We start from the raw sequence: 22,592 nt of genomic DNA on the forward strand, positions 1-22,592 counted from the left end.
AGCTCCGCGATCTGGCCGTGTAGGCTTACCTCTGCACGGCCACCGAGTGGTTGCGCAGGCCCCCTTAGCTCAGTCGGCAGAGCGTCTCCATGGTAAGGAGAAGGTCTACGGTTCGATTCCGTAAGGGGGCTCAGAGGGTCCGGCTGGACCCACCCGGCGGTGTAGCTCAGGTGGCAGAGCAAGCGGCTCATAATCGCTGTGTCGCCGGTTCAAGTCCGGCCACCGCTACTTTCATCCATCGGGCCTCACCCGGCGGATGATGGGACGGGCGCCTTCGGCGCCCGCTTTGCATGTCCACGTGCTCAGCGCGTAGGCTGATGCGCCCGTAGTTGTCACCCATTTACGAGGAAGGCACTCCGCCGTGGCGAAGGCGACCGATGTCCGGCCGAAGATCACTTTGGCGTGTGTGGAGTGCAAGGAGCGCAACTACATCACGCGCAAGAACCGGCGTAACGACCCGGACCGTATCGAGCTGAAGAAGTTCTGCCCGCGCGACGGCCGGCACACGATCCACCGCGAGACCCGCTGATCCGGGCGGTCCGCCGCTGATTCAACCCACGGTCGCCGATCCGCCGACCCGCGTGGCTATGTAGCCGCCGGTCGGGTGGGTCGGCGGCCGTGTTCTGCGTGTAGGTTCGCGGCATGTCCCTGGACCCCTCCTTCGTCGGCCGGACCTATCCGCCGACCGCCCCCTACCAGGTGGGCCGAGAGAAGATTCGTGAGTTCGCGACCGCAATCGGCGCTACCGAACCGGCCCACCACGACCCGACCGTCGCTCGCGCGCTCGGCCATCCGGACGTGGTCGCCCCGCCGACGTTTCCGGTCGTGATCACCATGGCCGCCACCCGTCAGATCGTGGAGGACCCGGACCTCGGTGTCGACTACAGCCGGGTGGTCCACGGCGATCAGCGCTTCGTCTACACCCGCCCGGTCGTGGCGGGGGATGAGTTGGTCTGCGTCAACACCATCGAGGAGGTCCGTACCCGCGGTGGGCACGGGTTCCTGACCACCCGTACCGAGGTCACCACGCCCGATGGTCAGTCGGTGGTCACCGTCTGGTCGAAGATTGTCGTACGGGGGGAGGGCTGAGATGGAGCTGCCGACCAAGACATTCCGGGTAACCCGGGCGGACCTGATTCGCTATGCGGGTGCCTCGGGAGACTTCAACCCGATCCACTGGAGCGACCGGGTCGCGACCTCGGTCGGACTGCCCGGCGTGATCGCCCACGGCATGTTCACGATGGCGCTGGTGGGCCGGGCCGTCGCCGAGTGGGCCGGCGCTGCCGACGCGGTGGTCGACTACGGCGTCCGATTCACCCGGCCGGTCGTTGTCCCAGACGATGAGCAGGGCACCGAGATCGAGGTGACGGCGGCGATTCGGGAGGTCACCGACGCGGGCTTGACCAGGATCGACATCACCGCGACCTGCCACGGGGAGAAGGTGTTGTCGCAGGCGAAGGCGACCATTCGGACGTCCGGCTGACCGGTCTTCGACGCGCGAGGGCGGACCGGTTGGGAAAGTCGTGCCACTACCCGTACACTGGTCCGCCGTGGGGCACGTGACCCTGCCCAGCCGTTTTGGCGGGGTGAGGTGACGCTCGCCGCATAGGGGTGTAGCTCAATTGGCAGAGCAGCGGTCTCCAAAACCGCAGGCTGCAGGTTCAAGTCCTGTCACCCCTGCGCCTCAGGCCTGATCGTTTCGTGGGTCGCGTCGCCAGCTGGTGACGTCCGGCCCGTGGTGGTGGTATCGGCGGGGCGGCTCCGAGGCACTCGGGCCCCCTAGTTCGGACCGCCGGCTACGGCCCGTCGCGGACGGTCGGGCCGGCCGGCGTGACCAGACGCCGCGTATGCTGTGACGGCGTGCGAACCGACATCCCGCGATGGAGGGCGATGTGGCCGACAACAAGCGGCGCGGCGAGGATGCCGAAGACGAGCGTCCGGATGGCGAGCTCGACGCTGTCAGCGATGCCGGCGCCGACAAGGAGTCAGCCTCCCGGGGTGAGAGCGCGACCAGTTCGCGGTCCCGGGCCGAGTCGGTCGACCGGTCCAAGAGCCGTGCCCAGGGTGACAAGGTTGGGCCGTTCGGTCGAGTCACGCGATTCGTCCGCGAGGTCGTGGCTGAGCTGCGTAAGGTCATCTGGCCGACTCGCAAGGAGCTGTTGACCTACGCCTCCGTGGTGATCGTGTTCGTCGCCGTGATGCTAGCGATCGTGGCTGGCCTGGACCTCGCCTTCGCCGAGGGTGTGCTGTGGGTCTTCGGTAACCCCAGCTGACCGGCTGACTGTGCTGATAGTGACGGAAGTGAGCAAGCGTGCCTGAGTACGACGAGACCGCCGAGCCTGTGGACGAGCAGTCCACGGTCGCGACGGCGGCTGGTGAGATGTCGGTTGAGGCCGCCAGCGAGCCGGAGCTCTCCGCCAGCGCCAGCGAGCCGGCCGAGGAGAAGGAGTTCGACCCGGTCGCCGAGCTGCGTCAGAAGCTGCGCTACGCGCCGGGCGACTGGTATGTGGTGCACTCCTACGCCGGCTACGAGAACAAGGTCAAGACCAACCTCGAGACCCGGATCACCTCCCTCGACATGGAGGACTACATCTATCAGGTCGAGGTGCCGACCCGGGACGAGGTTGAGGTCAAGAACGGCAAGCGTTCCCAGATCCAGGCCAAGGTCTTCCCCGGCTACATCCTGGTGCGGATGGAGCTCACCGCGGAGTCGTACTCCTGCGTGCGGAACACGCCCGGTGTGACCGGCTTCGTGGGCGCCACCGACCGGGCCGACCGTCCTGCGCCGCTGAGCCTCGATGAGGTGCTGAAGTGGCTGGCGCCAGCGGTCGAGGCCGTGGAGAAGAAGGCGAAGCCCGAGGTTAAGGTCCTCGACTTCGAGGTCGGCGACTCGGTCACCGTCACCGACGGTGCCTTCGCCTCCCTGCCGGCGACGATCAGCGAGATCAACGCCGACCAGCAGAAGCTCAAGGTGCTGGTGTCGATCTTCGGTCGAGAGACGCCGGTGGAGCTGAACTTCAACCAGGTCGCCAAGATCTGACCTTTCAGTACGTCGGCGGTGGGTGCATACCCGCCGCCGACGTACTCGTTTCTGGCCAGGGCGGCTGGCAGCCGGACCCCGGAAGGCCGGCCGTCGGCGTGCGCTACCCTAGAACGTCGCCGTCTACGCGGCATGCTGACCGTGCATGCCCGACAGGCGGTGCGAATTCCCGTTTCACGTCCCAGGAAGTGACATGCCTCCGAAGAAGAAGCTCGTCAAGACGTTCACGCTTCAGCTGCCGGCGGGCCAGGCCACCCCGGCGCCGCCGGTTGGCCCCGCGCTGGGTCAGCACGGTGTGAACATCATGGAGTTCTGCAAGTCCTACAACGCGCAGACCGAGTCCCAGCGGGGCGACATCGTCCCCGCCGAGATCAGCGTCTACGAGGACCGCACGTTCACCTTCGTGCTGAAGACCCCGCCCGCTGCCCGGCTGCTGATCAAGGCTGCTGGTGTGGCGAAGGGCTCGGGCGTCCCGCACCTGGAGAAGGTCGGCCAGGTCAGCCGCGCCCAGCTGCGGGAGATCGCCGAGAAGAAGATGGCGGACCTCAACGCCAAGGACCTCGACCAGGCCGAGAAGATCATCGCCGGCACCGCCCGGTCGATGGGCCTGAACGTCGTCGACTGACCGAAGCCGACCCGCCGATCCCGTTTGTGGGAGGGCTCGCGAGCGCCGCGGCCCGCCAGAGACCACAGGAGTAACAACAGATGCAGCACAGCAAGAACTACCGCAAGGCGGCTGCGGCCATCGACCGGTCGAAGCTGTACACCCCCGCCGAGGCCGTCAAGCTGGCCAAGGAGACCACCTCGGTCAAGTTCGACGCCACGGTCGAGGTCGCGATGCGCCTCGGTGTCGACCCGCGTAAGGCGGACCAGATGGTTCGCGGCACGGTCAACCTGCCGCACGGCACCGGTAAGACCGCGCGCGTGATCGTGTTCGCCGCCGGCGCGAAGGCCGAGGAGGCCGTCGCCGCCGGTGCCGACGAGGTGGGCACGGACGAGCTGGTCGCCCGGATCCAGGGCGGATGGCTCGATTTCGACGCGGCGATCGCCACGCCGGACCAGATGGCCAAGATCGGTCGGATCGCGCGGATCCTGGGCCCGCGCGGTCTCATGCCGAACCCGAAGACCGGCACGGTGACGATGAACGTCGCCAAGGCCGTCGCGGACATCAAGGGCGGAAAGATCGCTTTCCGGGTGGACAAGCACTCCAACCTGCACCTGATCATCGGTAAGGCCTCGTTCTCCGAGAGCCAGCTGGTGGAGAACTACGCGGCGGTCCTCGAGGAGATCCTGCGGGTGAAGCCGTCCGCGGCCAAGGGTAAGTACCTGCGGAAGGTCACCCTCACCACCACGATGGGCCCGGGTGTTCCGATCGACCCGAACGTGGTGAAGAACCTGCAGGAGGGCTCTGCCGAGGGCTGAGCACGACTGCGTTTGAACGGGGCCCCGCCAGCTGGTGGGGCCCCGTTCGGCTTTCTGGCTGACCCCTCTGGTGGTGCCGAGCGGTGGGGTAGCCGGCTCGCGGGGGCGGTTTGGCAGCCGCCCCGGGGCATCGTGTATTCTTGCGGCGAAGTTCCACCCAGAGACCGCTGGTCACCGTGCCTCGGCACGGTCGAAGGTTCCGCGCAGACGGGCGACCCGCGCAGGGCGGTAAGCGAAAGTCGGCTGTCTCCCGTGGTCCGCCGACTATGGTGCCAGCACCAGCCTTTCGCCCCGTGCGCCCTGCGCCGGGGCTTTTCTCGTTGCCGTGTTTCCTCCGGATCCGTCGTCGGTTACCGCCGACGACGGTGACCAGCCTGGAGCAACGAGAGAGGAGGGACATGGCGGACAAGCCGATCCGGGCCGACAAGGCCACGGCCGTCGTCGAGCTGACCGAGAGCTTCCGCAACGCGGGCGCGACCGTGCTGACCGAATACCGCGGTCTGACGGTCTCCCAGCTGACCCAGCTGCGGCGCTCGCTCGGCACGGAGACCACCTACACCATCGCCAAGAACACGCTGGCCAAGCGTGCCGCGGCGGACGCGGGTATCTCCGGGCTCGACGAGCTGTTCACCGGTCCTACCGCGCTGACTTTCGTTTCGGGCGACGTCGTCGAGGCGGCCAAGGGTCTTCGCGACTTTGCGAAGACCAACCCGAAGCTGGTCATCAAGGGCGGTGTTTTCGAGGGCAAGGCCATCTCTGCGGCCGAGGTCACGAAGCTCGCCGACCTGGAGTCCCGCGAGGTGCTGCTGGCCAAGCTGGCCGGTGCCATGAAGGGCAACCTGAGCAAGGCCGCGTCGCTGTTCCAGGCGCCGATGGCCAAGACGGCCCGCCTGGCGGCTGCCCTGCAGGACAAGCGCGAGAAGGAGGGCGCCGAGGCGGCCTGAGGCCGCCCCGGTGCACACGATTCTTAGCAACACCACTTGAGAAAGGACGCCAGATATGGCGAAGCTCAGCACCGACGAGCTGCTCGACGCGTTCAAGGAGATGACGCTGATCGAGCTCTCTGAGTTCGTGAAGCAGTTCGAGGAGACCTTCGAGGTCACCGCCGCGGCTCCGGTCGCCGTTGCCGCTGGCGCCCCGGCCGGCGGTGCTGCTGCCCCGGTCGAGGAGGAGAAGGACGAGTTCGACGTCGTCCTTGAGGCCGACGGTGGCAAGAAGATCCAGGTCATCAAGGTCGTGCGTGAGCTGACCGGCCTGGGTCTCAAGGAGGCCAAGGACCTGGTTGAGTCCGCGCCGAAGGCGATCCTGGAGAAGGCCAACAAGGAGACGGCCGACAAGGCCAAGGCCAAGCTCGAGGGCGAGGGCGCCAAGGTCACCCTCAAGTGACCTTGCGTTAACCCTACGGGGTGGCCCGGTGTACCTGAGCCGGGGCACATTCCGGCACGACGGGCGGTGATCCGGTCAGCGGATCGCCGCCCGCCCGTGTTGGTGGCGCGGGCCGCCGTTGCCGAGCCGGGCATCTGTGCTGTGCCCGTGGTGGTGCCGGCGGCTCCGGCGCTGGCTGGGGGGTGGCGGGTCGCAGCGGGCGGTAACCGGCCCTTGACGCGGCCCGGCCCGGCAGGCACGCTGAACCCAGCAAGACCTTCCGCGCTTGCAACGGCCGCCACTTGGCTGAGGCCCTCGGCGAGATGATCGCCCGATGGTCGCAGGTGGCCCGGTGGGAGCGTCGCGTTCTGAGCGGCCCGGCATGAGGTCCCGAGGCGCGTTCCGCGATGACCTGCGGGGTTGGCTGGACAGAGGCTTGCCTCTCGGCTACACTGCTAGTTTGCGCTGCCTTCCGAATTTACCCCTGCTCGGAAATGTCCGTTTGTGGATATTTCTGGTGGGGTTATTGGAGTGCGCGCGTACCAGCCGTTCTGCAGCACCGGTCCTCGGAAGGACGCATCTTGGCAGCTTCCCGCCCTGCGAAGACCAGTCGTACGTCGAGCGCTTTCGCTCCCCGCCGAGTTTCTTTCGGTCGGATTACCGAACACCTCGAGGTCCCCAACCTCCTTGCCATTCAGACCGAGTCTTTTGACTGGCTGGTCGGCAACGAGGCGTGGCAGGGCCGGTCGGCGGACGATCCGCACGCGCGCTCGGGTCTCGCGGAGATTCTCGACGAGATCAGTCCCATTGAGGACTTCTCCGGCACCATGTCACTCTCCTTCTCGGCCCCACGCTTCGACGAGGTCAAGGCCTCGATCGAGGAGTGCAAGGAGAAGGATCTCACCTACTGCGCCCCGCTCTTCGTGACCGCGGAGTTCACCAACAACACCACCGGCGAGATTAAGAGCCAGACGGTGTTCATGGGCGACTTCCCGATGATGACGCCGAAGGGCACCTTCATCATCAACGGTACCGAGCGTGTCGTCGTCAGCCAACTCGTCCGGTCGCCGGGCGTCTACTTCGACAAGCAGCCGGACAAGACCTCCGACCGCGACCTCTCCAGCGTGAAGGTCATCCCGAGTCGGGGTGCCTGGCTGGAGTTCGACATCGACAAGCGCGAAACCGTCGGGGTTCGGATCGACCGTAAGCGTCGGCAGGCCGTCACCGTGCTGCTCAAGGCTATCGGTTGGACGGCGGAGCAGATCCGCGAGCGGTTCGGCTGGTCCGAGCTGATGATGACCACGCTCGAGAAGGACCACATCGCCAGCCAGGACGAGGCGCTGCTGGACATCTACCGCAAGCTGCGTCCGGGCGAGCCGCCGACCCGGGAGAACGCGCAGACCCTGCTCGACAACCTCTTCTTCAACCCGAAGCGGTATGACGTCGCCAAGGTCGGCCGGTACAAGTTCAACAAGAAGCTCGAGCTGGACCTGTCGATCGACACCGGGGTTCTCACCCAGGACGACATCGTCGCCACCGTCGAGTACCTCTGCCGGCTGCACGCCGGGGAGGAGGGCTACGAGGCCGACGACATCGATCACTTCGGTAACCGTCGGCTGCGTACCGTGGGCGAGTTGATCCAGAACCAGGTCCGGGTCGGCCTGTCCCGGATGGAGCGGGTCGTTCGGGAGCGGATGACCACGCAGGACGTCGAGGCGATCACGCCGCAGACTCTGATCAACATCCGTCCGGTGGTGGCGGCGATCAAGGAGTTCTTCGGCACGTCTCAGCTGTCCCAGTTCATGGATCAGACCAACCCGCTGGCGGGCCTCACCCACCGGCGTCGGCTGAGTGCTCTTGGCCCCGGTGGTCTGTCCCGGGAGCGGGCCGGATTCGAGGTCCGCGACGTGCACCCGTCGCACTACGGCCGGATGTGCCCGATCGAGACGCCGGAAGGCCCGAACATCGGTCTGATCGGCGCGCTGTCCACCTTTGCCCGGGTCAACCCGTTCGGCTTCATCGAGACGCCGTACCGGAAGGTCGTTGACGGTCGGGTCACCGACCAGATCGACTACCTGACCGCGGACGAGGAGGACCGCTTCGTCAAGGCGCAGGCCAACGCGCCGCTGCGGGCGGATGGCTCATTCGCCGAGGACCGCGTCCTGGTCCGTCGTAAGGGCGGCGAGACCGAGGATGTGCCCCCGGCGGCTGTGGACTACATGGACGTGTCGCCGCGGCAGATGACCTCGGTCGCGACCGCGATGATTCCGTTCCTCGAGCACGACGACGCCAACCGCGCGCTGATGGGCGCGAACATGCAGCGTCAGGCGGTGCCGCTGGTCAAGGCCGAGGCGCCGCTGGTCGGCACCGGCATGGAGTACCGGGCCGCGGTGGACGCCGGTGACGTGGTGGTCGCCGAGTTCGGCGGGGTCGTCGAGGACCTTTGCGCCGACTACATCACCGTGCACCAGGACGACGGCCACCGCCGTACCTACCTCCTGCACAAGTTCCGCCGCTCCAACGCCGGCTCCTGCGTCAACCAGAAGCCGGTCGTGTTCGAGGGTGACCGGGTCGAGGCCGGCCAGGTGATCGCCGACGGTCCGTGTACCGACGACGGCGAGATGGCGCTCGGGCGTAACCTGCTCGTGGCGTTCATGACCTGGGAGGGGCACAACTACGAGGACGCGATCATCCTGTCGCAGCGCCTCGTGCAGCAGGACGTGTTGACCTCAATTCACATTGAGGAGCACGAGGTCGACGCCCGGGACACCAAGCTTGGCCCGGAAGAGATCACCCGTGACATCCCGAACGTCAGCGAGGAGATGCTCGCCGACCTCGATGAGCGGGGCATCATCCGGATCGGCGCCGAGGTCGTTCCCGGCGATGTCCTGGTCGGTAAGGTCACGCCCAAGGGCGAGACCGAGCTGACCCCCGAGGAGCGGCTGCTCCGTGCGATCTTCGGTGAGAAGGCGCGTGAGGTCCGGGACACCTCGCTGAAGGTGCCGCACGGCGAGACCGGCACGGTCATCGGGGTGCGCACCTTCTCCCGCGAGGAGGGCGACGAGCTGCCGCCGGGCGTCAACGAGCTGGTCCGGGTCTACGTCGCGCAGAAGCGGAAGATCCAGGACGGCGACAAGCTCGCCGGCCGGCACGGCAACAAGGGCGTCATCTCCAAGATCCTGCCGGTGGAGGACATGCCGTTCCTCGAGGACGGGACCCCGGTCGACATCGTGCTGAACCCGCTCGGTGTGCCATCTCGGATGAACATCGGCCAGGTGCTGGAGACGCACCTCGGCTGGGTGGCCAAGACCGGGTGGAAGGTCGAGGGCGACGACGCCGAGTGGAAGCGGCAGCTCCAGGCGATCAGTGCCGACGAGTCCGAGCCGGACAGCAACGTGGCCACCCCGGTCTTCGACGGCGCCCGCGAAGAGGAGATCTCCGGTCTGCTCGCGTCCACCCGGGCCAACCGGGACGGCAAGCAGCTGATCGGTTCGTCGGGCAAGGCCCAGCTCTTCGACGGTCGCTCCGGTGAGCCGCTGCCGGACCCGATCGCGGTCGGCTACATCTACATCCTGAAGCTCAACCACCTGGTCGACGACAAGATCCACGCACGGTCGACCGGTCCGTACTCGATGATCACGCAGCAGCCGCTGGGTGGTAAGGCGCAGTTCGGTGGCCAGCGCTTCGGTGAGATGGAGTGCTGGGCGATGCAGGCGTACGGTGCCGCGTACGCCCTGCAGGAGCTGCTGACGATCAAGTCCGATGACGTCCTCGGCCGGGTGAAGGTCTACGAGGCGATCGTCAAGGGCGAAAACATCCCGGAGCCGGGCATTCCGGAGTCGTTCAAGGTGCTACTCAAGGAGCTTCAGTCGCTCTGCCTCAATGTCGAGGTGCTTTCCAGCGACGGTGTGGCCCTGGAGATGCGGGAGACCGACGACGAGGTGTTCCGGGCCGCGGAGGAGCTGGGCATCGACCTGTCCCGGCGCGAGCCGAGCTCGGTCGAAGAGGTGTGAGTGGCGAGGGTTGCGGGCTGGCCGGGCCTGGCACTTCCGGCCTGATCCGGAAAGTGTGCCGGCCGGCCCGCAACCCCGCCGAGAGCTAGCTAGAGATCAGACACGACACGAGGGATATAACGTGCTCGACGTCAACTTCTTCGACGAGCTGCGCATCGGCCTCGCCACCGCCGACGACATCCGGCAGTGGTCCCACGGCGAGGTCAAGAAGCCGGAGACGATCAACTACCGCACTCTCAAGCCGGAGAAGGACGGGCTTTTCTGCGAGAAAATCTTCGGTCCTCAGCGGGACTGGGAGTGCTATTGCGGCAAGTACAAGCGGGTTCGCTTCAAGGGCATCATCTGTGAGCGCTGCGGCGTTGAGGTGACTCGGTCCAAGGTCCGCCGGGAGCGGATGGGGCACATCGAGCTCGCTGCCTCGGTGACCCACATCTGGTACTTCAAGGGCGTGCCGAGCCGGCTGGGCTACCTGCTGGATCTTGCCCCCAAGGACCTCGAGAAGATCATCTACTTCGCCTCGTACGTGGTGACGAGTGTGGACGCCGATGCGCGTCACCGGGATCTCGCCACGATCGAGAACGAGATTCTCGCCGAGAAGCGGCAGTCCGAGAACAGCCGGGACTCGGAGATCGAGAAGCGGGCGGGCAAGCTCGAGGCCGACCTCGCCGAGCTGGAGGCCGAGGGCGCCAAGGCGGACGTCCGGCGCAAGGTCAAGGAGGGCGGAGAGCGCGAGATGCGCCAGATCCGCGACCGGGCCCAGCGTGAGATCGACCGCCTGGACGAGGTGCTGGACACCTTCCGCAAGCTGGAGCCGAAGCAACTGGTCACCGACGAGCTGCTCTACCGGGAGCTGCGCGACCGGTTCGGCGAGTACTTCACCGGCGGGATGGGGGCCGAGGCGATCAAGGCCCTGGTCCAGAACATGAACCTCGACACCGAGGCGGAGAGCCTGCGGGAGACCATCCGCACCGGTAAGGGACAGCGGAAGATCCGGGCGCTCAAGCGCCTCAAGGTGGTCGCCGCGTTCCTGAACACCAGCAACTCGCCGCTCGGCATGGTGCTGGACTGCGTCCCGGTTATCCCGCCGGACCTGCGCCCGATGGTGCAGCTCGACGGTGGCCGCTTCGCGACCTCCGACCTGAACGACCTGTACCGTCGCGTGATCAACCGGAACAACCGGCTCAAGCGGCTGATCGATCTCGGCGCTCCCGAGATCATCGTCAACAACGAGAAGCGGATGCTCCAGGAGGCCGTTGACGCGTTGTTCGACAACGGTCGCCGCGGTCGACCGGTCACCGGTCCGGGTAACCGTCCGCTCAAGTCGTTGTCCGACATGCTCAAGGGCAAGCAGGGCCGGTTCCGGCAGAACCTGCTCGGCAAGCGGGTCGACTACTCGGGTCGATCGGTCATCGTGGTCGGCCCGAAGCTCAAGCTGCACCAGTGCGGCCTGCCCAAGCAGATGGCGTTGGAGCTGTTCAAGCCGTTCGTGATGAAGCGGCTGGTGGACCTCAACCACGCACAGAACATTAAGTCCGCCAAGCGGATGGTCGAGCGGCAGCGGCCGGTCGTCTGGGATGTGCTCGAGGAGGTCATCGGCGAGCACCCGGTGCTGCTCAACCGGGCGCCGACCCTGCACCGACTGGGCATCCAGGCGTTCGAGCCGCAGCTGGTCGAGGGCAAGGCCATCCAGATCCACCCGCTGGTCTGCACCGCGTTCAACGCCGACTTCGACGGTGACCAGATGGCGGTCCACGTGCCGCTGTCGGCCGAGGCTCAGGCCGAGGCGCGGATCCTGATGCTCTCGTCCAACAACATCCTCAAGCCGGCTGACGGCAAGCCGGTGACCATGCCCACCCAGGACATGATCATCGGTCTCTACCACCTCACCCACCGCACCCCGGGTGAGGTGGGCGAAGGCCGGGCGTTCAGCTCGGACGCCGAGGCCCGGATGGCGTTCGACAACGGCGAACTGCACCTGCAGGCGCCGGTGAAGATCCGTCTGCGGGGTCTCGTCGGGGTCGAGAGTGGCCCCGGTGCCGAGCCGTGGACTGCGCCGGAGGGCTGGGTCGAGGGCGACCCGATCACGGTGGAGACGACGCTTGGCCGGGTTCTGTTCAACGAGACCCTGCCGCCGGGCTACCGGTTCGTGAACTACGAGATCCGCAAGGGCCAGCTCTCCGCGATCGTCAACGACCTCGCCGAGCGCTTCCCGAAGGTCGCTCTCGCGGCCACCCTGGATGGTCTCAAGGAGGCCGGCTTCCACTGGGCCACCTGGTCCGGCGTGACCATCGGCATGGAGGACGTCCTCGCGCCGCCGCGTAAGCGGGAGATCCTTGGTCGGTACGAGAAGGAAGCCGATCGGATCGACAAGCAGTACCAGCGTGGTCTGATGACCGCCGAGGAACGTCGCGGTGAGCTCATCGAGATCTGGACCAAGGCGACCAACGAGGTCGCCAAGGAGATGGACACCGCGCTACCGCAGGAGAACCCGCTCTGGAAGATGATTAACTCGGGGGCCCGCGGTAACCTGCTTCAGCTCCGGCAGATCGCCGCGATCCGTGGCTTGGTGGCGAACCCGAAGGGTGAGATCATCCCGCGTCCGATCAAGGCCTCCTACCGCGAGGGTCTCTCCGTACTGGAGTACTTCATCTCCACGCACGGTGCCCGTAAGGGTCTGGCGGACACCGCCCTGCGTACCGCCGACTCGGGCTACCTGACCCGTCGTCTGGTGGATGTCTCGCAGGATGTGATCATCCGCGAGGAAGACTGCGGCACCGACCGGGCCATCCCGATGCAGGTGGGTCAGCGGGCCGGGGAAGCCGGTTCGCTGGTCGTGCACGAGCACGCGGAGACCAGCGTGCACGCCCGTACGTTGGCTGACGACATCAAGGGGCCGGACGGCACCGTCGTCGCCGAGCGGGGTGCGGACATCAACTCGATCCTGGTGGACAAGATCGTCGCCGCCGGGGTGGAGTCCGTTCGGGTCCGCAGTGTGCTCACCTGTGAGTCGAAGCTGGGCGTCTGCGGGGCCTGCTACGGCCGTTCGCTGCCGACCGGCAAGACCGTGGATGTCGGCGAGGCGGTCGGCATCATCGCCGCCCAGTCGATCGGTGAGCCGGGTACGCAGCTGACGATGCGTACCTTCCACACCGGTGGTGTCGCTGGAGAGGACATCACCCAGGGTCTGCCCCGGGTCCAGGAGATCTTCGAGGCTCGAATCCCGAAGGGCAAGGCCCCGATCGCGGACACCCCTGGTCGAGTCCGGATCGAGGATGGCGAGCGGTCCCGGAAGATCATTGTGGTGCCGGACGACGGCAGCGACGAGATCGCCTACGACAAGATCTCGAAGCGGGTTCGACTGCTGGCCAACGACGGAGACCACGTCGAGGTCGGCGAGAAGCTCACGGTGGGTACGATCGACCCGCACGAGCTGCTCCGGATCCTGGGTCCGCGTGCGGTCCAGGTCCACCTGACCCAGGAGGTCCAGGAGGTCTACCGCTCGCAGGGTGTGCTCATCCACGACAAGCACATCGAGATCATCATCCGGCAGATGCTCAAGCGGGTGACGGTCATCGACTCCGGCTCGACCGAGTTCCTGCCGGGCGTCCTCGTGGACCGGGCGCTGTTCGAGTCGGAGAACCGCAGGCTCGTCTCCGAGGGCGGCGAGCCCGCGGCCGGCCGTCCGGTGCTGATGGGTATCACCAAGGCCTCCCTGGCCACCGACTCCTGGCTCTCGGCGGCCTCCTTCCAGGAGACCACCCGGGTGCTGACGGACGCGGCGATCCACGCTCGCAGCGACTCGTTGATCGGCCTCAAGGAGAACGTGATCATCGGTAAGCTCATCCCGGCTGGTACTGGCATCAGCAAGTACCGCAACGTCCGGGTCGAGCCGACCGAGGAGGCGAAGGCCAAGGTCTACTCCATGACCGGCTACCCGGAGACCGACTACGGCTTCGGTCCGGCCAGTGGCCAGGCGGTCCCGCTGGACGACTTCGACTTCGGGTCGTACCGCTAGGCACGGTTGTCGACGCGGCCCCCGGCGATGCCGGGGGCCGCGTCGTGTCCGGCGGTGTCGGTGCCGGCCGCTATCGTCCCCGGCATGTCCGACAGTCCGCTGCGTAAGGTAGACACCGTCTTCGTCAAGGTCGATGATCCACATGCTGTGGCTGGGTGGTACCAGGAGACCCTGGGCTGGTCCGAGCTCTTCCGCACCTCGCACATCGTGGTGCTCCAGGCCCCCGAGGGCCCGCCGGTGACCCTGCTCAACCCGGCGGGGGGCGAGTGGTCCGGCTTCAACTTCCACGCCCCGGACGCCGTCGCCGCCCGTCGGTGGTTGATCGAGCGTGGGGCTGAGGTCGGTGAGCTGAATCAGGCCCCTGATCAGCCAGTGACCTGGTTCTGGTTTCGTGATCCGCTCGGTAACCGGCTCGAGGTCTGTTCCTATTAGCGCCCGGGCATGATGGGGGCATGAGCACCGCTTCCGGGACCACCCCACTCGCCCTGCTGGGGTTGCCCCGGCACCCGCAGGACCCGGATCCGGTGCGGTCAACCAAGGCCCGGGCAGTCTTCGCGCTCGGGCTGTTCGGAGCCCTGACCGGCCTGTTCGTCGGGGGAGCGGTGCCGGCCACGGTGGCACTCGTGTTGGCGCGGCAGGCGCGTCGTGAGGCGTACCTTTCTGGGGGGTTTCTCACCGGTGCGGCGTGGCTGCGCCGAGGAGAGCGACTGGCCTGGACCGGCCTGTTGCTGACCCTGGTCGTGGTGACCGTCATGGTGGTGATCGGTGTCATCCAGCTGGCGGAGGCCCCCTACGGCCAGGATTTCGCCCCGAACGTGGATTGACCGCTGGGAGCGTTGACCAAGTCGGGCATCGCCCGCTGGCCGCGCAGCGGTAGCCTGACCGATGTTCGGCGCTTGGGCGTCGACGGTCGACTTGGAGGACCTGTGACCGATCCGGCACGCCCGCCGGGCACCGACCCGGCGGTGCCCGGCGGGCCGCAGGGGCCAGCTGAGGGTGAGCCCCGTCCGTCGGGCCCTGGGGCGCCGCCGCCGGACCCGTGGGCCCGGCCACCAGCGCCGTCCGGCCCGGCGGGCACGCCACCGACCTCAACCCCCGGATGGGGTCCCCTGCCAGTGGTCTCTCCGCCGCCGCCGCGGGACGCGTTGGGTCAGCCGAGTCGGATTCATCCGGTGCCGGGTACACCCTTCGGGGTGGTACACCTCGACGTACCGGCGGTCACCTCTGGTCTCGCGGTGGGGTCTCTGATCGCGGGAATCGTTTCGATTCTGGTCTCGTTGCTGGTGGCCTGTGTCGGCGTGGTTGGGGCGGATGGAGACGGTGCGTGGGCCGCGGGAGCCTTCACCGCGCTGGGCGCTTTCACCGGGGCGGGTGCTGTTGGTGTCGGTTTGTTCGGGCTCCAGCAGATCCGTCGGCCGATGCCGCCGCCGGCGGTCCGGTTCACCGGGCGGGGCCTGGCCTGGGCCGGGGTGAGCTGCGGTGGTGCCGGGCTGCTGCTCAACGCGGGCGGGCTTGGGTTGGCGTTGCTCCTGGGGTTGTCCTGACCACCGGGTTTGTGCCTGATTGTGTGGGTGTTGGGAACCGAGGGCCGGGGGATCGTCGCCGGGTGCAGCCGGTACACTCGACTCGGTAGGTGCCCGGCGCGGGCGCACAGGCCGAACGGTTCTCGACCGGTGGGTGGACCCACTGGCCGCCCAGTTTTGACCTGCGCGGTTGTGGTAGGTACTCTTTCCCCCTGTGCCCAGGCATGCCTGGGCAGTTCGTGCGTGCGCTGTGATCCCGCTTGACGGGGCTTCTCGCGGTGCACGACGACAGCCAGAGATCCGGCCACCTCGCGCCGGTGACCAAACCCGGTTTTCGCCCGTGAGTGACGACCGGGAAACCGTGAGTCGGCGACACGCCCGACCGCGGGTGCTGGGACCCCGGCAGGTGGCCCTGGTTGAAATGTAGGAGAGCCGTCCATCCGGCCGGCTAGAAGCAGACGGCGCGGTCGCCTCCAGGCGGCCGAAGGGAGCGGAGAAACCCGGTGCCCACCATTCAGCAGCTGGTCCGAAAGGGCCGTCAGGCCAAGACGACCAAGACGAAAACCCCTGCCCTGAAGGGGTCCCCGCAGCGGCGGGGCGTGTGTACTCGTGTGTACACCACCACCCCGAAGAAGCCGAACTCGGCGCTGCGTAAGGTCGCTCGGGTCAAGCTCAGCAGCCAGATCGAGGTGACCGCCTACATTCCGGGCGTCGGTCACAACCTCCAGGAGCACTCGATCGTGCTCGTCCGCGGCGGCCGGGTGAAGGACCTCCCCGGTGTGCGGTACAAGATCGTACGTGGCTCGCTGGACACCCAGGGTGTCCGCAACCGCAAGCAGGCGCGTAGCCGCTACGGCGCGAAGAAGGAGAAGAGCTGAGATGCCGCGTAAGGGACCCGCTCCGCGGCGGCCGCTGGTCGCTGACCCGGTGTACAACTCGCCGCTGGTCACCCAGCTGGTAAACAAGATCCTGCTGCGCGGTAAGCGCCAGCTCGCCGAGACCCTCGTCTACGCGGCGCTGGAGGGCTGCCGGGAGAAGTCCGGCACCGACCCGGTGGTCACCCTCAAGCGGGCGATGGACAACGTCAAGCCGACGCTCGAGGTGCGCAGCCGCCGTGTTGGTGGCGCCACCTACCAGGTGCCGGTCGAGGTTCGTCCGGCCCGCGCCACCACCCTGGGCCTGCGCTGGCTGGTCACCTACGCCCGCGCCCGGCGCGAGAAGACCATGGTTGAGCGGCTGATGAACGAGCTGCTGGACGCGAGCAACGGACTCGGTGCCGCCGTCAAGCGGCGCGAGGACACCCACAAGATGGCCGAGTCCAACAAGGCCTTCGCGCACTACCGCTGGTAACACCCAGGTTCCGGCGCCGGCTCGGCGCCGGAACCACACCAGTTGTGTCGAGACGACGATAAGTAGGGATTGAAGTGGCCGCCGCAGACGCGCTCGCCAACGTACGCAACATCGGCATCATGGCGCACATCGATGCCGGTAAGACCACTACTACCGAGCGAATCCTGTTCTACACCGGTATTACCTACAAGATCGGTGAGGTTCATGAGGGCGCCGCCGTCATGGACTGGATGGCGCAGGAGCAGGAGCGCGGTATCACGATCACTTCCGCCGCCACGAAGTGCGAGTGGAAGGGCCACACGATTCAGATCATCGACACGCCCGGCCACGTCGACTTCACGGTCGAGGTCGAGCGGTCGCTGCGGGTTCTGGATGGTGCGGTCGCGGTCTACGACGGAGTCGCCGGCGTGGAGCCGCAGACGGAGAACGTCTGGCGTCAGGCCGACAAGTACAACGTCCCGCGGATGTGCTTCGTCAACAAGCTCGACCGGACCGGTGCGGACTTCTTCCGCTGCGTCCAGATGATGGTTGACCGGCTCAACGCCACCCCGTTGGTGCTCCAGGTCCCGATTGGACTCGAGTCTGAGCACATCGGCGTCGTCGACCTGATCGGCATGCGTGCCCTTACCTGGCGTGGGGAGACTCAGAAGGGTGAGGACTACGCCGTCGAGGAGATCCCGGCTGAGTTGGCCGACGTTGCCACCGAGTGGCGCGAGAAGCTGATGGAGACGCTGGCCGACGTCGACGACGAGGTGATGGAGAAGTACCTGGAGGGTGGGGAGTTCTCCGTCGAGGAGATCAAGGCCGCGATCCGCCGGGCGACCATCGCCGGTAAGGCCAACCCGGTCCTCTGCGGCTCCGCCTTCAAGAACAAGGGCGTCCAGCCGATGCTCGACGCCGTGGTCGACTTCCTGCCGTCGCCGCTGGACGTCCCGGCGATCGAGGGCACCGCGACCGACGGTGAGACCCCGATGCTGCGGAAGCCGTCCACCTCGGAGCCCTTCTCCGGTCTCGCCTTCAAGATCCAGACCGACAAGCACCTTGGGAAGCTCACCTACGTCCGGGTTTACTCCGGTGTGGTCGAGACCGGTTCGCAGGTGGTCAACTCCACCAAGGACCGCAAGGAGCGGATCGGCAAGATCTACCAGATGCACGCCAACAAGCGGGAGGAGCGTGGCTCCGCCAAGGCCGGCGACATCATCGCGGTTCAGGGTCTGAAGCAGACCACCACTGGTGACACCCTCTGCGACCCGGCGAACCCGGTCATCCTTGAGTCGATGACCTTCCCGGAGCCGGTCATCGAGGTGGCTATCGAGCCGAAGACCAAGGCCGACCAGGAGAAGCTCAGCACCGCCATCCAGCGGCTGGCCGAGGAAGACCCGACCTTCCGCGTCAAGCTGGACGACGAGACCGGGCAGACGGTCATCTCCGGCATGGGCGAGCTGCACCTGGACATCCTGGTGGACCGGATGCGCCGCGAGTTCAACGTCGAGGCAAACATCGGTAAGCCGCAGGTGGCGTACCGCGAGACCATCCGCCGCAAGGTGGAGAAGGTCGAGTACACCCACAAGAAGCAGACCGGTGGTTCCGGCCAGTACGCCCGGGTGATCATCAGCCTGGAGCCGTTGCCCCTGGCAAACGACGCTCCGACCTACGAGTTCGCCAACGCCGTCACCGGCGGTCGCATCCCCCGGGAGTTCATCCCCTCGGTGGACGCGGGCGCGCAGGATGCCATGCAGTACGGCATTCTGGCCGGCTTCCCGCTGGTCGGGGTGAAGCTGACGCTGGTGGACGGTCAGTACCACGAGGTCGACTCGTCCGAGATGGCGTTCAAGATCGCCGGTTCGATGGTGCTGAAGGACGCGGCCCGCAAGGCCGATCCGGCACTGCTCGAGCCGATGATGGCCGTTGAGGTCACCACTCCAGAGGAGAACATGGGTGACGTCGTCGGCGATATCAACTCCCGTCGCGGCATAATCCAGGCGATGGAGGATCGCGGCGGTGCCCGCGTCGTCCGTGCCCTGGTGCCGTTGTCGGAGATGTTCGGCTACGTCGGCGACCTGCGGTCGAAGACCCAGGGCCGGGCTAGCTTCAGCATGCAGTTCGACTCCTACGCCGAGGTTCCGGCCTCGGTGGCGAAGGAGATCATCGCCAAGGCAACCGGCGAGTGACACTCGTCTGAGCCGGTCGATGAGCCGGGGCGGGTCGCGGGAGGATATCCCGCCCGCGACCACCTCGGTCGGACGGCATGATTCCGGGTCTGTAGGCTTCATCGCCGCAGTGCCCACAAATGGCTTCCCGGCCGTCAGGCCGGAAAGGCTGTCGACAGAGTCCTAAGCGCCGACCGGCGCACCGGGGCGAACGAACCAAGAAAGTCCACAGGAGGACACCAGTGGCGAAGGCGAAGTTCGAGCGGACTAAGCCGCACGTCAACATCGGCACCATTGGTCACATCGACCACGGTAAGACGACGCTGACGGCGGCCATCACCAAGGTCCTGCACGACCAGTACCCGGACCTGAACCCGTACATGCCGTTCGACGAGATCGACAAGGCGCCGGAGGAGAAGGCCCGCGGCATCACGATCTCGATCGCGCACGTCGAGTACCAGACCGAGGCGCGGCACTACGCGCACGTCGACTGCCCCGGGCACGCCGACTACATCAAGAACATGATCACCGGTGCGGCCCAGATGGACGGCGCGATCCTCGTGGTCGCGGCGACCGACGGCCCGATGCCGCAGACCCGCGAGCACGTGCTGCTGGCCCGTCAGGTCGGTGTGCCGTACATCGTCGTGGCGCTCAACAAGAGCGACATGGTTGACGACGAGGAGCTCCTCGAGCTCGTCGAGCTCGAGGTCCGTGAGCTGCTCTCCTCGCAGGAGTACCCGGGCGACGACCTGCCGGTCGTGCGGGTGTCCGCGCTGAAGGCCCTTGAGGGTGACCCGGAGTGGGCCGGCAAGCTCATGGAGCTGATGACCGCGGTCGACACCTCGATCCCGCAGCCCGAGCGCGAGACCGAGAAGCCGTTCCTGATGCCGATCGAGGACGTCTTCACGATCACCGGCCGGGGCACGGTCGTCACCGGTCGCGCCGAGCGTGGCGTGCTGAAGCCGAACGAGGAGGTGGAGCTCGTCGGCATCCGCGAGAAGTCGACGAAGACCACCTGCACCGGCATCGAGATGTTCCGTAAGCTGCTGGACGAGGCTCGCGCGGGTGAGAACGTCGGTCTGCTGCTGCGTGGCGTGAAGCGTGAGGACGTCGAGCGCGGCATGGTCGTCATCAAGCCGGGCACCGCCACCCCGCACACCGAGTTCGAGGCGACGGTCTACATCCTCTCCAAGGAGGAGGGCGGCCGCCACACGCCGTTCTTCCAGAACTACCGTCCGCAGTTCTACTTCCGGACCACGGACGTTACCGGCGTTGTTACCCTCCCCGAGGGTACCGAGATGGTCATGCCGGGCGACAACACCACGATGACCGTGAAGCTGATCCAGCCCGTCGCGATGGAGGAGAACCTCAAGTTCGCGATTCGCGAGGGTGGCCGCACGGTTGGCGCGGGTCGCGTCACCAAGATCATTCAGTGAGCTAGGTAACCCCGATTAGGTGTGCCGCCGCCCGTGCGGCATACTAGTCAGGTTGCGTAACGACGGTTCGCCCGCTCGCGTTCGGCACTGCCGAACCTCCGGGCGGGGGGGGACCAGTCGGGCGCGGGGTGGTTGGCGATTCGTTCGCCGACCACCCTCGCGCGGCGTCTAGGTCGCCGTAGTGCGATCGACGTGATGACCCACCGCGGCAGGATCGCTCCGGAATCCCGGGGCGGATTCTGAACCGAGGGCGCGACACGCCCGACCGCGGGGGTCGGCGAAGCGGGCCCGGTGCCAATCGGCGCAGGCGTCCGCAACACAGCGGCATCGAGAGAAGGAACAGAAGCCACTATGGCGGGACAGAAGATCCGCATCCGGCTCAAGGCCTATGACCACGAGGTCGTCGACTCCTCGGCTCGGAAGATCGTCGAGACGGTGACGCGCACCGGGGCGCAGGTCGCAGGCCCGGTGCCGCTGCCCACGGAGATCAACCGTTTCTGCGTTATCCGCTCGCCGCACAAGTACAAGGACTCGCGCGAGCACTTCGAGATGCGCACGCACAAGCGGCTGATCGACATCATCGACCCGACCCCGAAGACGGTCGACTCGCTCATGCGCCTCGACCTGCCGGCTGGCGTCGACATCGAGATCAAGCTGTAGGGATCGGACAAATGGACAGGCAAGTCAAGGGGATCCTGGGCGCGAAGCTCGGCATGACCCAGGTCTGGGACAACAACCGTGTTGTCCCGGTGACTGTGGTGCAGGCCGGCCCGTGTGTCGTCAGCCAGGTCCGTAGCCAGGATAAGGACGGCTACGCGGCGGTCCAGTTGGCGTACGGCGCCATCGACCCGCGCAAGGTCAAGAAGCCGATCAACGGCCACTTCGCTAAGGCTGAGGTCGCGCCGCGCCGGCACGTTGTCGAGCTGCGTACGACCGACGCCGCCGAGTACGCGCTCGGCCAGGAGGTCACGGTCGAGGAGTTCCCGGCCGGCATCTCGGTCGACGTGACCGGAAAGACCAAGGGCAAGGGCTACGCCGGCCCGATGAAGCGGCACGGCTTCCACGGCCTGCGCGCCAGCCACGGTGTGGAGCGCAAGCACCGCTCGCCGGGCTCGATCGGCGGCTGTGCTACTCCGGGACGCGTCTTCAAGGGCACCCGGATGGCCGGCCGGATGGGTGGTGTGCGCTACACCGTCCAGAACCTCACCGTCCAGGCGGTTGACACCGAGAACAATCTCCTGCTCGTCCGGGGTGCCATCCCTGGCCCCAAGGGCGCGCTGGTCCTGGTTCGCACTGCGGCCAAGGCGAAGAAGGGTGGGGCAGTCAAGTGACCACCGTTGATGTCCGCACCGTCGAAGGTACCAAGGCCGGCTCCGTCGAGCTGCCCGCTGACATCTTCGACGCGCAGGCCAACATCGCGCTGATGCACCAGGTCGTGGTGGCTCAGCTCGCGGCGGCTCGACAGGGCACGCACAAGACCAAGACGCGGGGCGAGGTCGCCGGCGGCGGCAAGAAGCCCTACAAGCAGAAGGGGACCGGCCGCGCCCGCCAGGGCTCGATCCGCGCCCCGCAGTTCGCCGGTGGCGGCGTGGTGCACGGCCCGGTGCCGCGCGACTACAGCCAGCGGACCCCGAAGAAGATGAAGGCCGCCGCGCTGCGTGGTGCCCTCTCGGACCGGGCCCGCGCCGACAGGGTGCACGTCGTCGAGGCGTTCGTCGCCGGTGAGAAGCCGTCGACGAAGGCGGCCCTGGCCACGCTGGCGAAGCTGACCGACGCACGCCGGGTGCTGGTGGTGCTGAGCAGCACCGACGAGCTGAACTGGGTGTCGCTGCGCAACGAGCCGCGGGTGCACCTGATCGAGTCCGGCCAGCTCAACACGTACGACGTGCTGCTGGCCGACGACGTGGTCTTCACCAAGGAGGCCCTGGAGGAGTTCCTGGGCGTTCCCGCTGAGACCACCGAGGAGGGTGGCAAGTGAGCACGATCGCCGACCCGCGCGACATCATCATTGCGCCGGTCGTCTCGGAGAAGAGCTACAGCGAGCTGAACCGTAACTGGTACACGTTCCTGGTGCACCCGGACGCGAACAAGACCGCGATCAAGATCGCCATTGAGCAGATCTTCAACGTCCGCGTCCTGACGGTTAACACGCTCAACCGCGCGGGCAAGCGCAAGCGGACCCGGACTGGGTTCGGCAAGCGCAAGGACACCAAGCGGGCGATGGTGAAGCTGGCTGACGGTGACCGCATCGAGGCCTTCGGCGGCCCGGTCAGCTGAG

22 protein-coding genes and 3 tRNA genes are annotated in these 22,592 nt (G+C 66.9%); all 25 read left to right on the top strand.

The genetic code is table 11. From position 1 onward, the window contains the following. Nucleotides 1-58: 58 nt before the first annotated feature. Nucleotides 59-131, top strand: a tRNA-Thr gene (locus tag K228_RS0100075). Nucleotides 132-155: 24 nt separating this feature from the next. Then, nucleotides 156-228 (top strand) — tRNA-Met (locus tag K228_RS0100080). A 133-nt stretch (nt 229-361) separates the two neighbouring features. After that, nucleotides 362-529 carry a 50S ribosomal protein L33 gene (gene rpmG / locus K228_RS0100085; protein ID WP_012184342.1) on the top strand — a complete coding sequence of 56 codons (168 nt, stop codon included), beginning with the start codon at nt 362-364 and terminating at the stop codon, nt 527-529. Between the two features lie 113 nt (nt 530-642). Further along, a complete protein-coding gene (locus K228_RS0100090) occupies nt 643-1,089 on the top strand; it encodes a MaoC family dehydratase N-terminal domain-containing protein (protein WP_025616586.1) in 447 nt (148 codons plus the stop codon). A 1-nt stretch (nt 1,090) separates the two neighbouring features. Then, nucleotides 1,091-1,483: a MaoC family dehydratase gene (locus tag K228_RS0100095; protein WP_025616587.1), complete on the top strand. Its 393-nt coding sequence runs from the start codon at nt 1,091-1,093 to the stop codon at nt 1,481-1,483. Between the two features lie 124 nt (nt 1,484-1,607). Then, nucleotides 1,608-1,680, top strand: a tRNA-Trp gene (locus tag K228_RS0100100). A gap of 212 nt (nt 1,681-1,892) precedes the next feature. Then, complete coding sequence (secE, locus tag K228_RS0100105; protein WP_025616588.1) at nt 1,893-2,273, top strand: preprotein translocase subunit SecE; 381 nt, start codon at nt 1,893-1,895, stop codon at nt 2,271-2,273. A 38-nt stretch (nt 2,274-2,311) separates the two neighbouring features. Next, nucleotides 2,312-3,040, top strand: a complete 729-nt coding sequence (nusG, locus tag K228_RS0100110) for a transcription termination/antitermination protein NusG (RefSeq protein WP_025616589.1) — start codon at nt 2,312-2,314, stop codon at nt 3,038-3,040. A gap of 193 nt (nt 3,041-3,233) precedes the next feature. Next, nucleotides 3,234-3,665, top strand: a complete 432-nt coding sequence (gene rplK / locus K228_RS0100115) for a 50S ribosomal protein L11 (protein WP_018222569.1) — start codon at nt 3,234-3,236, stop codon at nt 3,663-3,665. An 80-nt stretch (nt 3,666-3,745) separates the two neighbouring features. After that, entirely contained in the window at nt 3,746-4,462 is a 717-nt protein-coding gene (gene rplA, locus K228_RS0100120) for a 50S ribosomal protein L1 (RefSeq protein WP_025616590.1), read from the top strand. 398 nt (nt 4,463-4,860) lie between these two features. Continuing rightward, the gene (rplJ, locus tag K228_RS0100125; protein ID WP_018217071.1) at nt 4,861-5,406 is read left to right on the top strand and encodes a 50S ribosomal protein L10; all 546 of its coding nucleotides are present in this window, start codon (nt 4,861-4,863) and stop codon (nt 5,404-5,406) included. 55 nt (nt 5,407-5,461) lie between these two features. Further along, nucleotides 5,462-5,848, top strand: a complete 387-nt coding sequence (gene rplL, locus K228_RS0100130; protein ID WP_018252475.1) for a 50S ribosomal protein L7/L12 — start codon at nt 5,462-5,464, stop codon at nt 5,846-5,848. Between the two features lie 560 nt (nt 5,849-6,408). Continuing rightward, complete coding sequence (rpoB, locus tag K228_RS0100135; RefSeq protein ID WP_025616591.1) at nt 6,409-9,840, top strand: DNA-directed RNA polymerase subunit beta; 3,432 nt, start codon at nt 6,409-6,411, stop codon at nt 9,838-9,840. A 121-nt stretch (nt 9,841-9,961) separates the two neighbouring features. After that, nucleotides 9,962-13,855 carry a DNA-directed RNA polymerase subunit beta' gene (locus K228_RS0100140; protein ID WP_025616592.1) on the top strand — a complete coding sequence of 1,298 codons (3,894 nt, stop codon included), beginning with the start codon at nt 9,962-9,964 and terminating at the stop codon, nt 13,853-13,855. 27 nt (nt 13,856-13,882) lie between these two features. Further along, entirely contained in the window at nt 13,883-14,287 is a 405-nt protein-coding gene (locus tag K228_RS0100145) for a VOC family protein (RefSeq protein WP_025616593.1), read from the top strand. A 20-nt stretch (nt 14,288-14,307) separates the two neighbouring features. Continuing rightward, nucleotides 14,308-14,679 carry a hypothetical protein gene (locus K228_RS0100150; protein WP_025616594.1) on the top strand — a complete coding sequence of 124 codons (372 nt, stop codon included), beginning with the start codon at nt 14,308-14,310 and terminating at the stop codon, nt 14,677-14,679. Between the two features lie 348 nt (nt 14,680-15,027). Next, a complete protein-coding gene (locus tag K228_RS0100155; RefSeq protein ID WP_025616595.1) occupies nt 15,028-15,399 on the top strand; it encodes a hypothetical protein in 372 nt (123 codons plus the stop codon). Between the two features lie 482 nt (nt 15,400-15,881). Beyond that, nucleotides 15,882-16,256 (top strand): 30S ribosomal protein S12, encoded by a 375-nt coding sequence (gene rpsL / locus K228_RS0100160; RefSeq protein WP_007465318.1) that lies wholly within the window; start codon nt 15,882-15,884, stop codon nt 16,254-16,256. 1 nt (nt 16,257) lies between these two features. Next, complete coding sequence (gene rpsG / locus K228_RS0100165) at nt 16,258-16,728, top strand: 30S ribosomal protein S7 (RefSeq protein ID WP_012015128.1); 471 nt, start codon at nt 16,258-16,260, stop codon at nt 16,726-16,728. A 74-nt stretch (nt 16,729-16,802) separates the two neighbouring features. Continuing rightward, on the top strand, nt 16,803-18,899 hold the full coding sequence (gene fusA / locus K228_RS0100170) for an elongation factor G (RefSeq protein ID WP_025616596.1): 2,097 nt from the start codon (nt 16,803-16,805) through the stop codon (nt 18,897-18,899). Between the two features lie 221 nt (nt 18,900-19,120). After that, nucleotides 19,121-20,314, top strand: a complete 1,194-nt coding sequence (gene tuf / locus K228_RS0100175) for an elongation factor Tu (protein WP_018222580.1) — start codon at nt 19,121-19,123, stop codon at nt 20,312-20,314. Between the two features lie 351 nt (nt 20,315-20,665). After that, on the top strand, nt 20,666-20,974 hold the full coding sequence (gene rpsJ / locus K228_RS0100180) for a 30S ribosomal protein S10 (RefSeq protein WP_007073037.1): 309 nt from the start codon (nt 20,666-20,668) through the stop codon (nt 20,972-20,974). Between the two features lie 11 nt (nt 20,975-20,985). After that, a complete protein-coding gene (gene rplC, locus K228_RS0100185) occupies nt 20,986-21,645 on the top strand; it encodes a 50S ribosomal protein L3 (protein WP_025616597.1) in 660 nt (219 codons plus the stop codon). Further along, nucleotides 21,642-22,292 carry a 50S ribosomal protein L4 gene (rplD, locus tag K228_RS0100190; RefSeq protein ID WP_025616598.1) on the top strand — a complete coding sequence of 217 codons (651 nt, stop codon included), beginning with the start codon at nt 21,642-21,644 and terminating at the stop codon, nt 22,290-22,292. The genes rplC and rplD overlap by 4 nt, the downstream gene beginning before the upstream one ends. Next, a complete protein-coding gene (rplW, locus tag K228_RS0100195) occupies nt 22,289-22,591 on the top strand; it encodes a 50S ribosomal protein L23 (protein WP_018252465.1) in 303 nt (100 codons plus the stop codon). Before rplD ends, rplW begins: the two co-directional genes overlap by 4 nt. Nucleotide 22,592 lies beyond the last annotated feature (1 nt).

This window comes from Salinispora cortesiana (assembly GCF_000484695.1).
Taxonomy (GTDB): Bacteria; Actinomycetota; Actinomycetes; order Mycobacteriales; family Micromonosporaceae; genus Micromonospora; species Micromonospora cortesiana.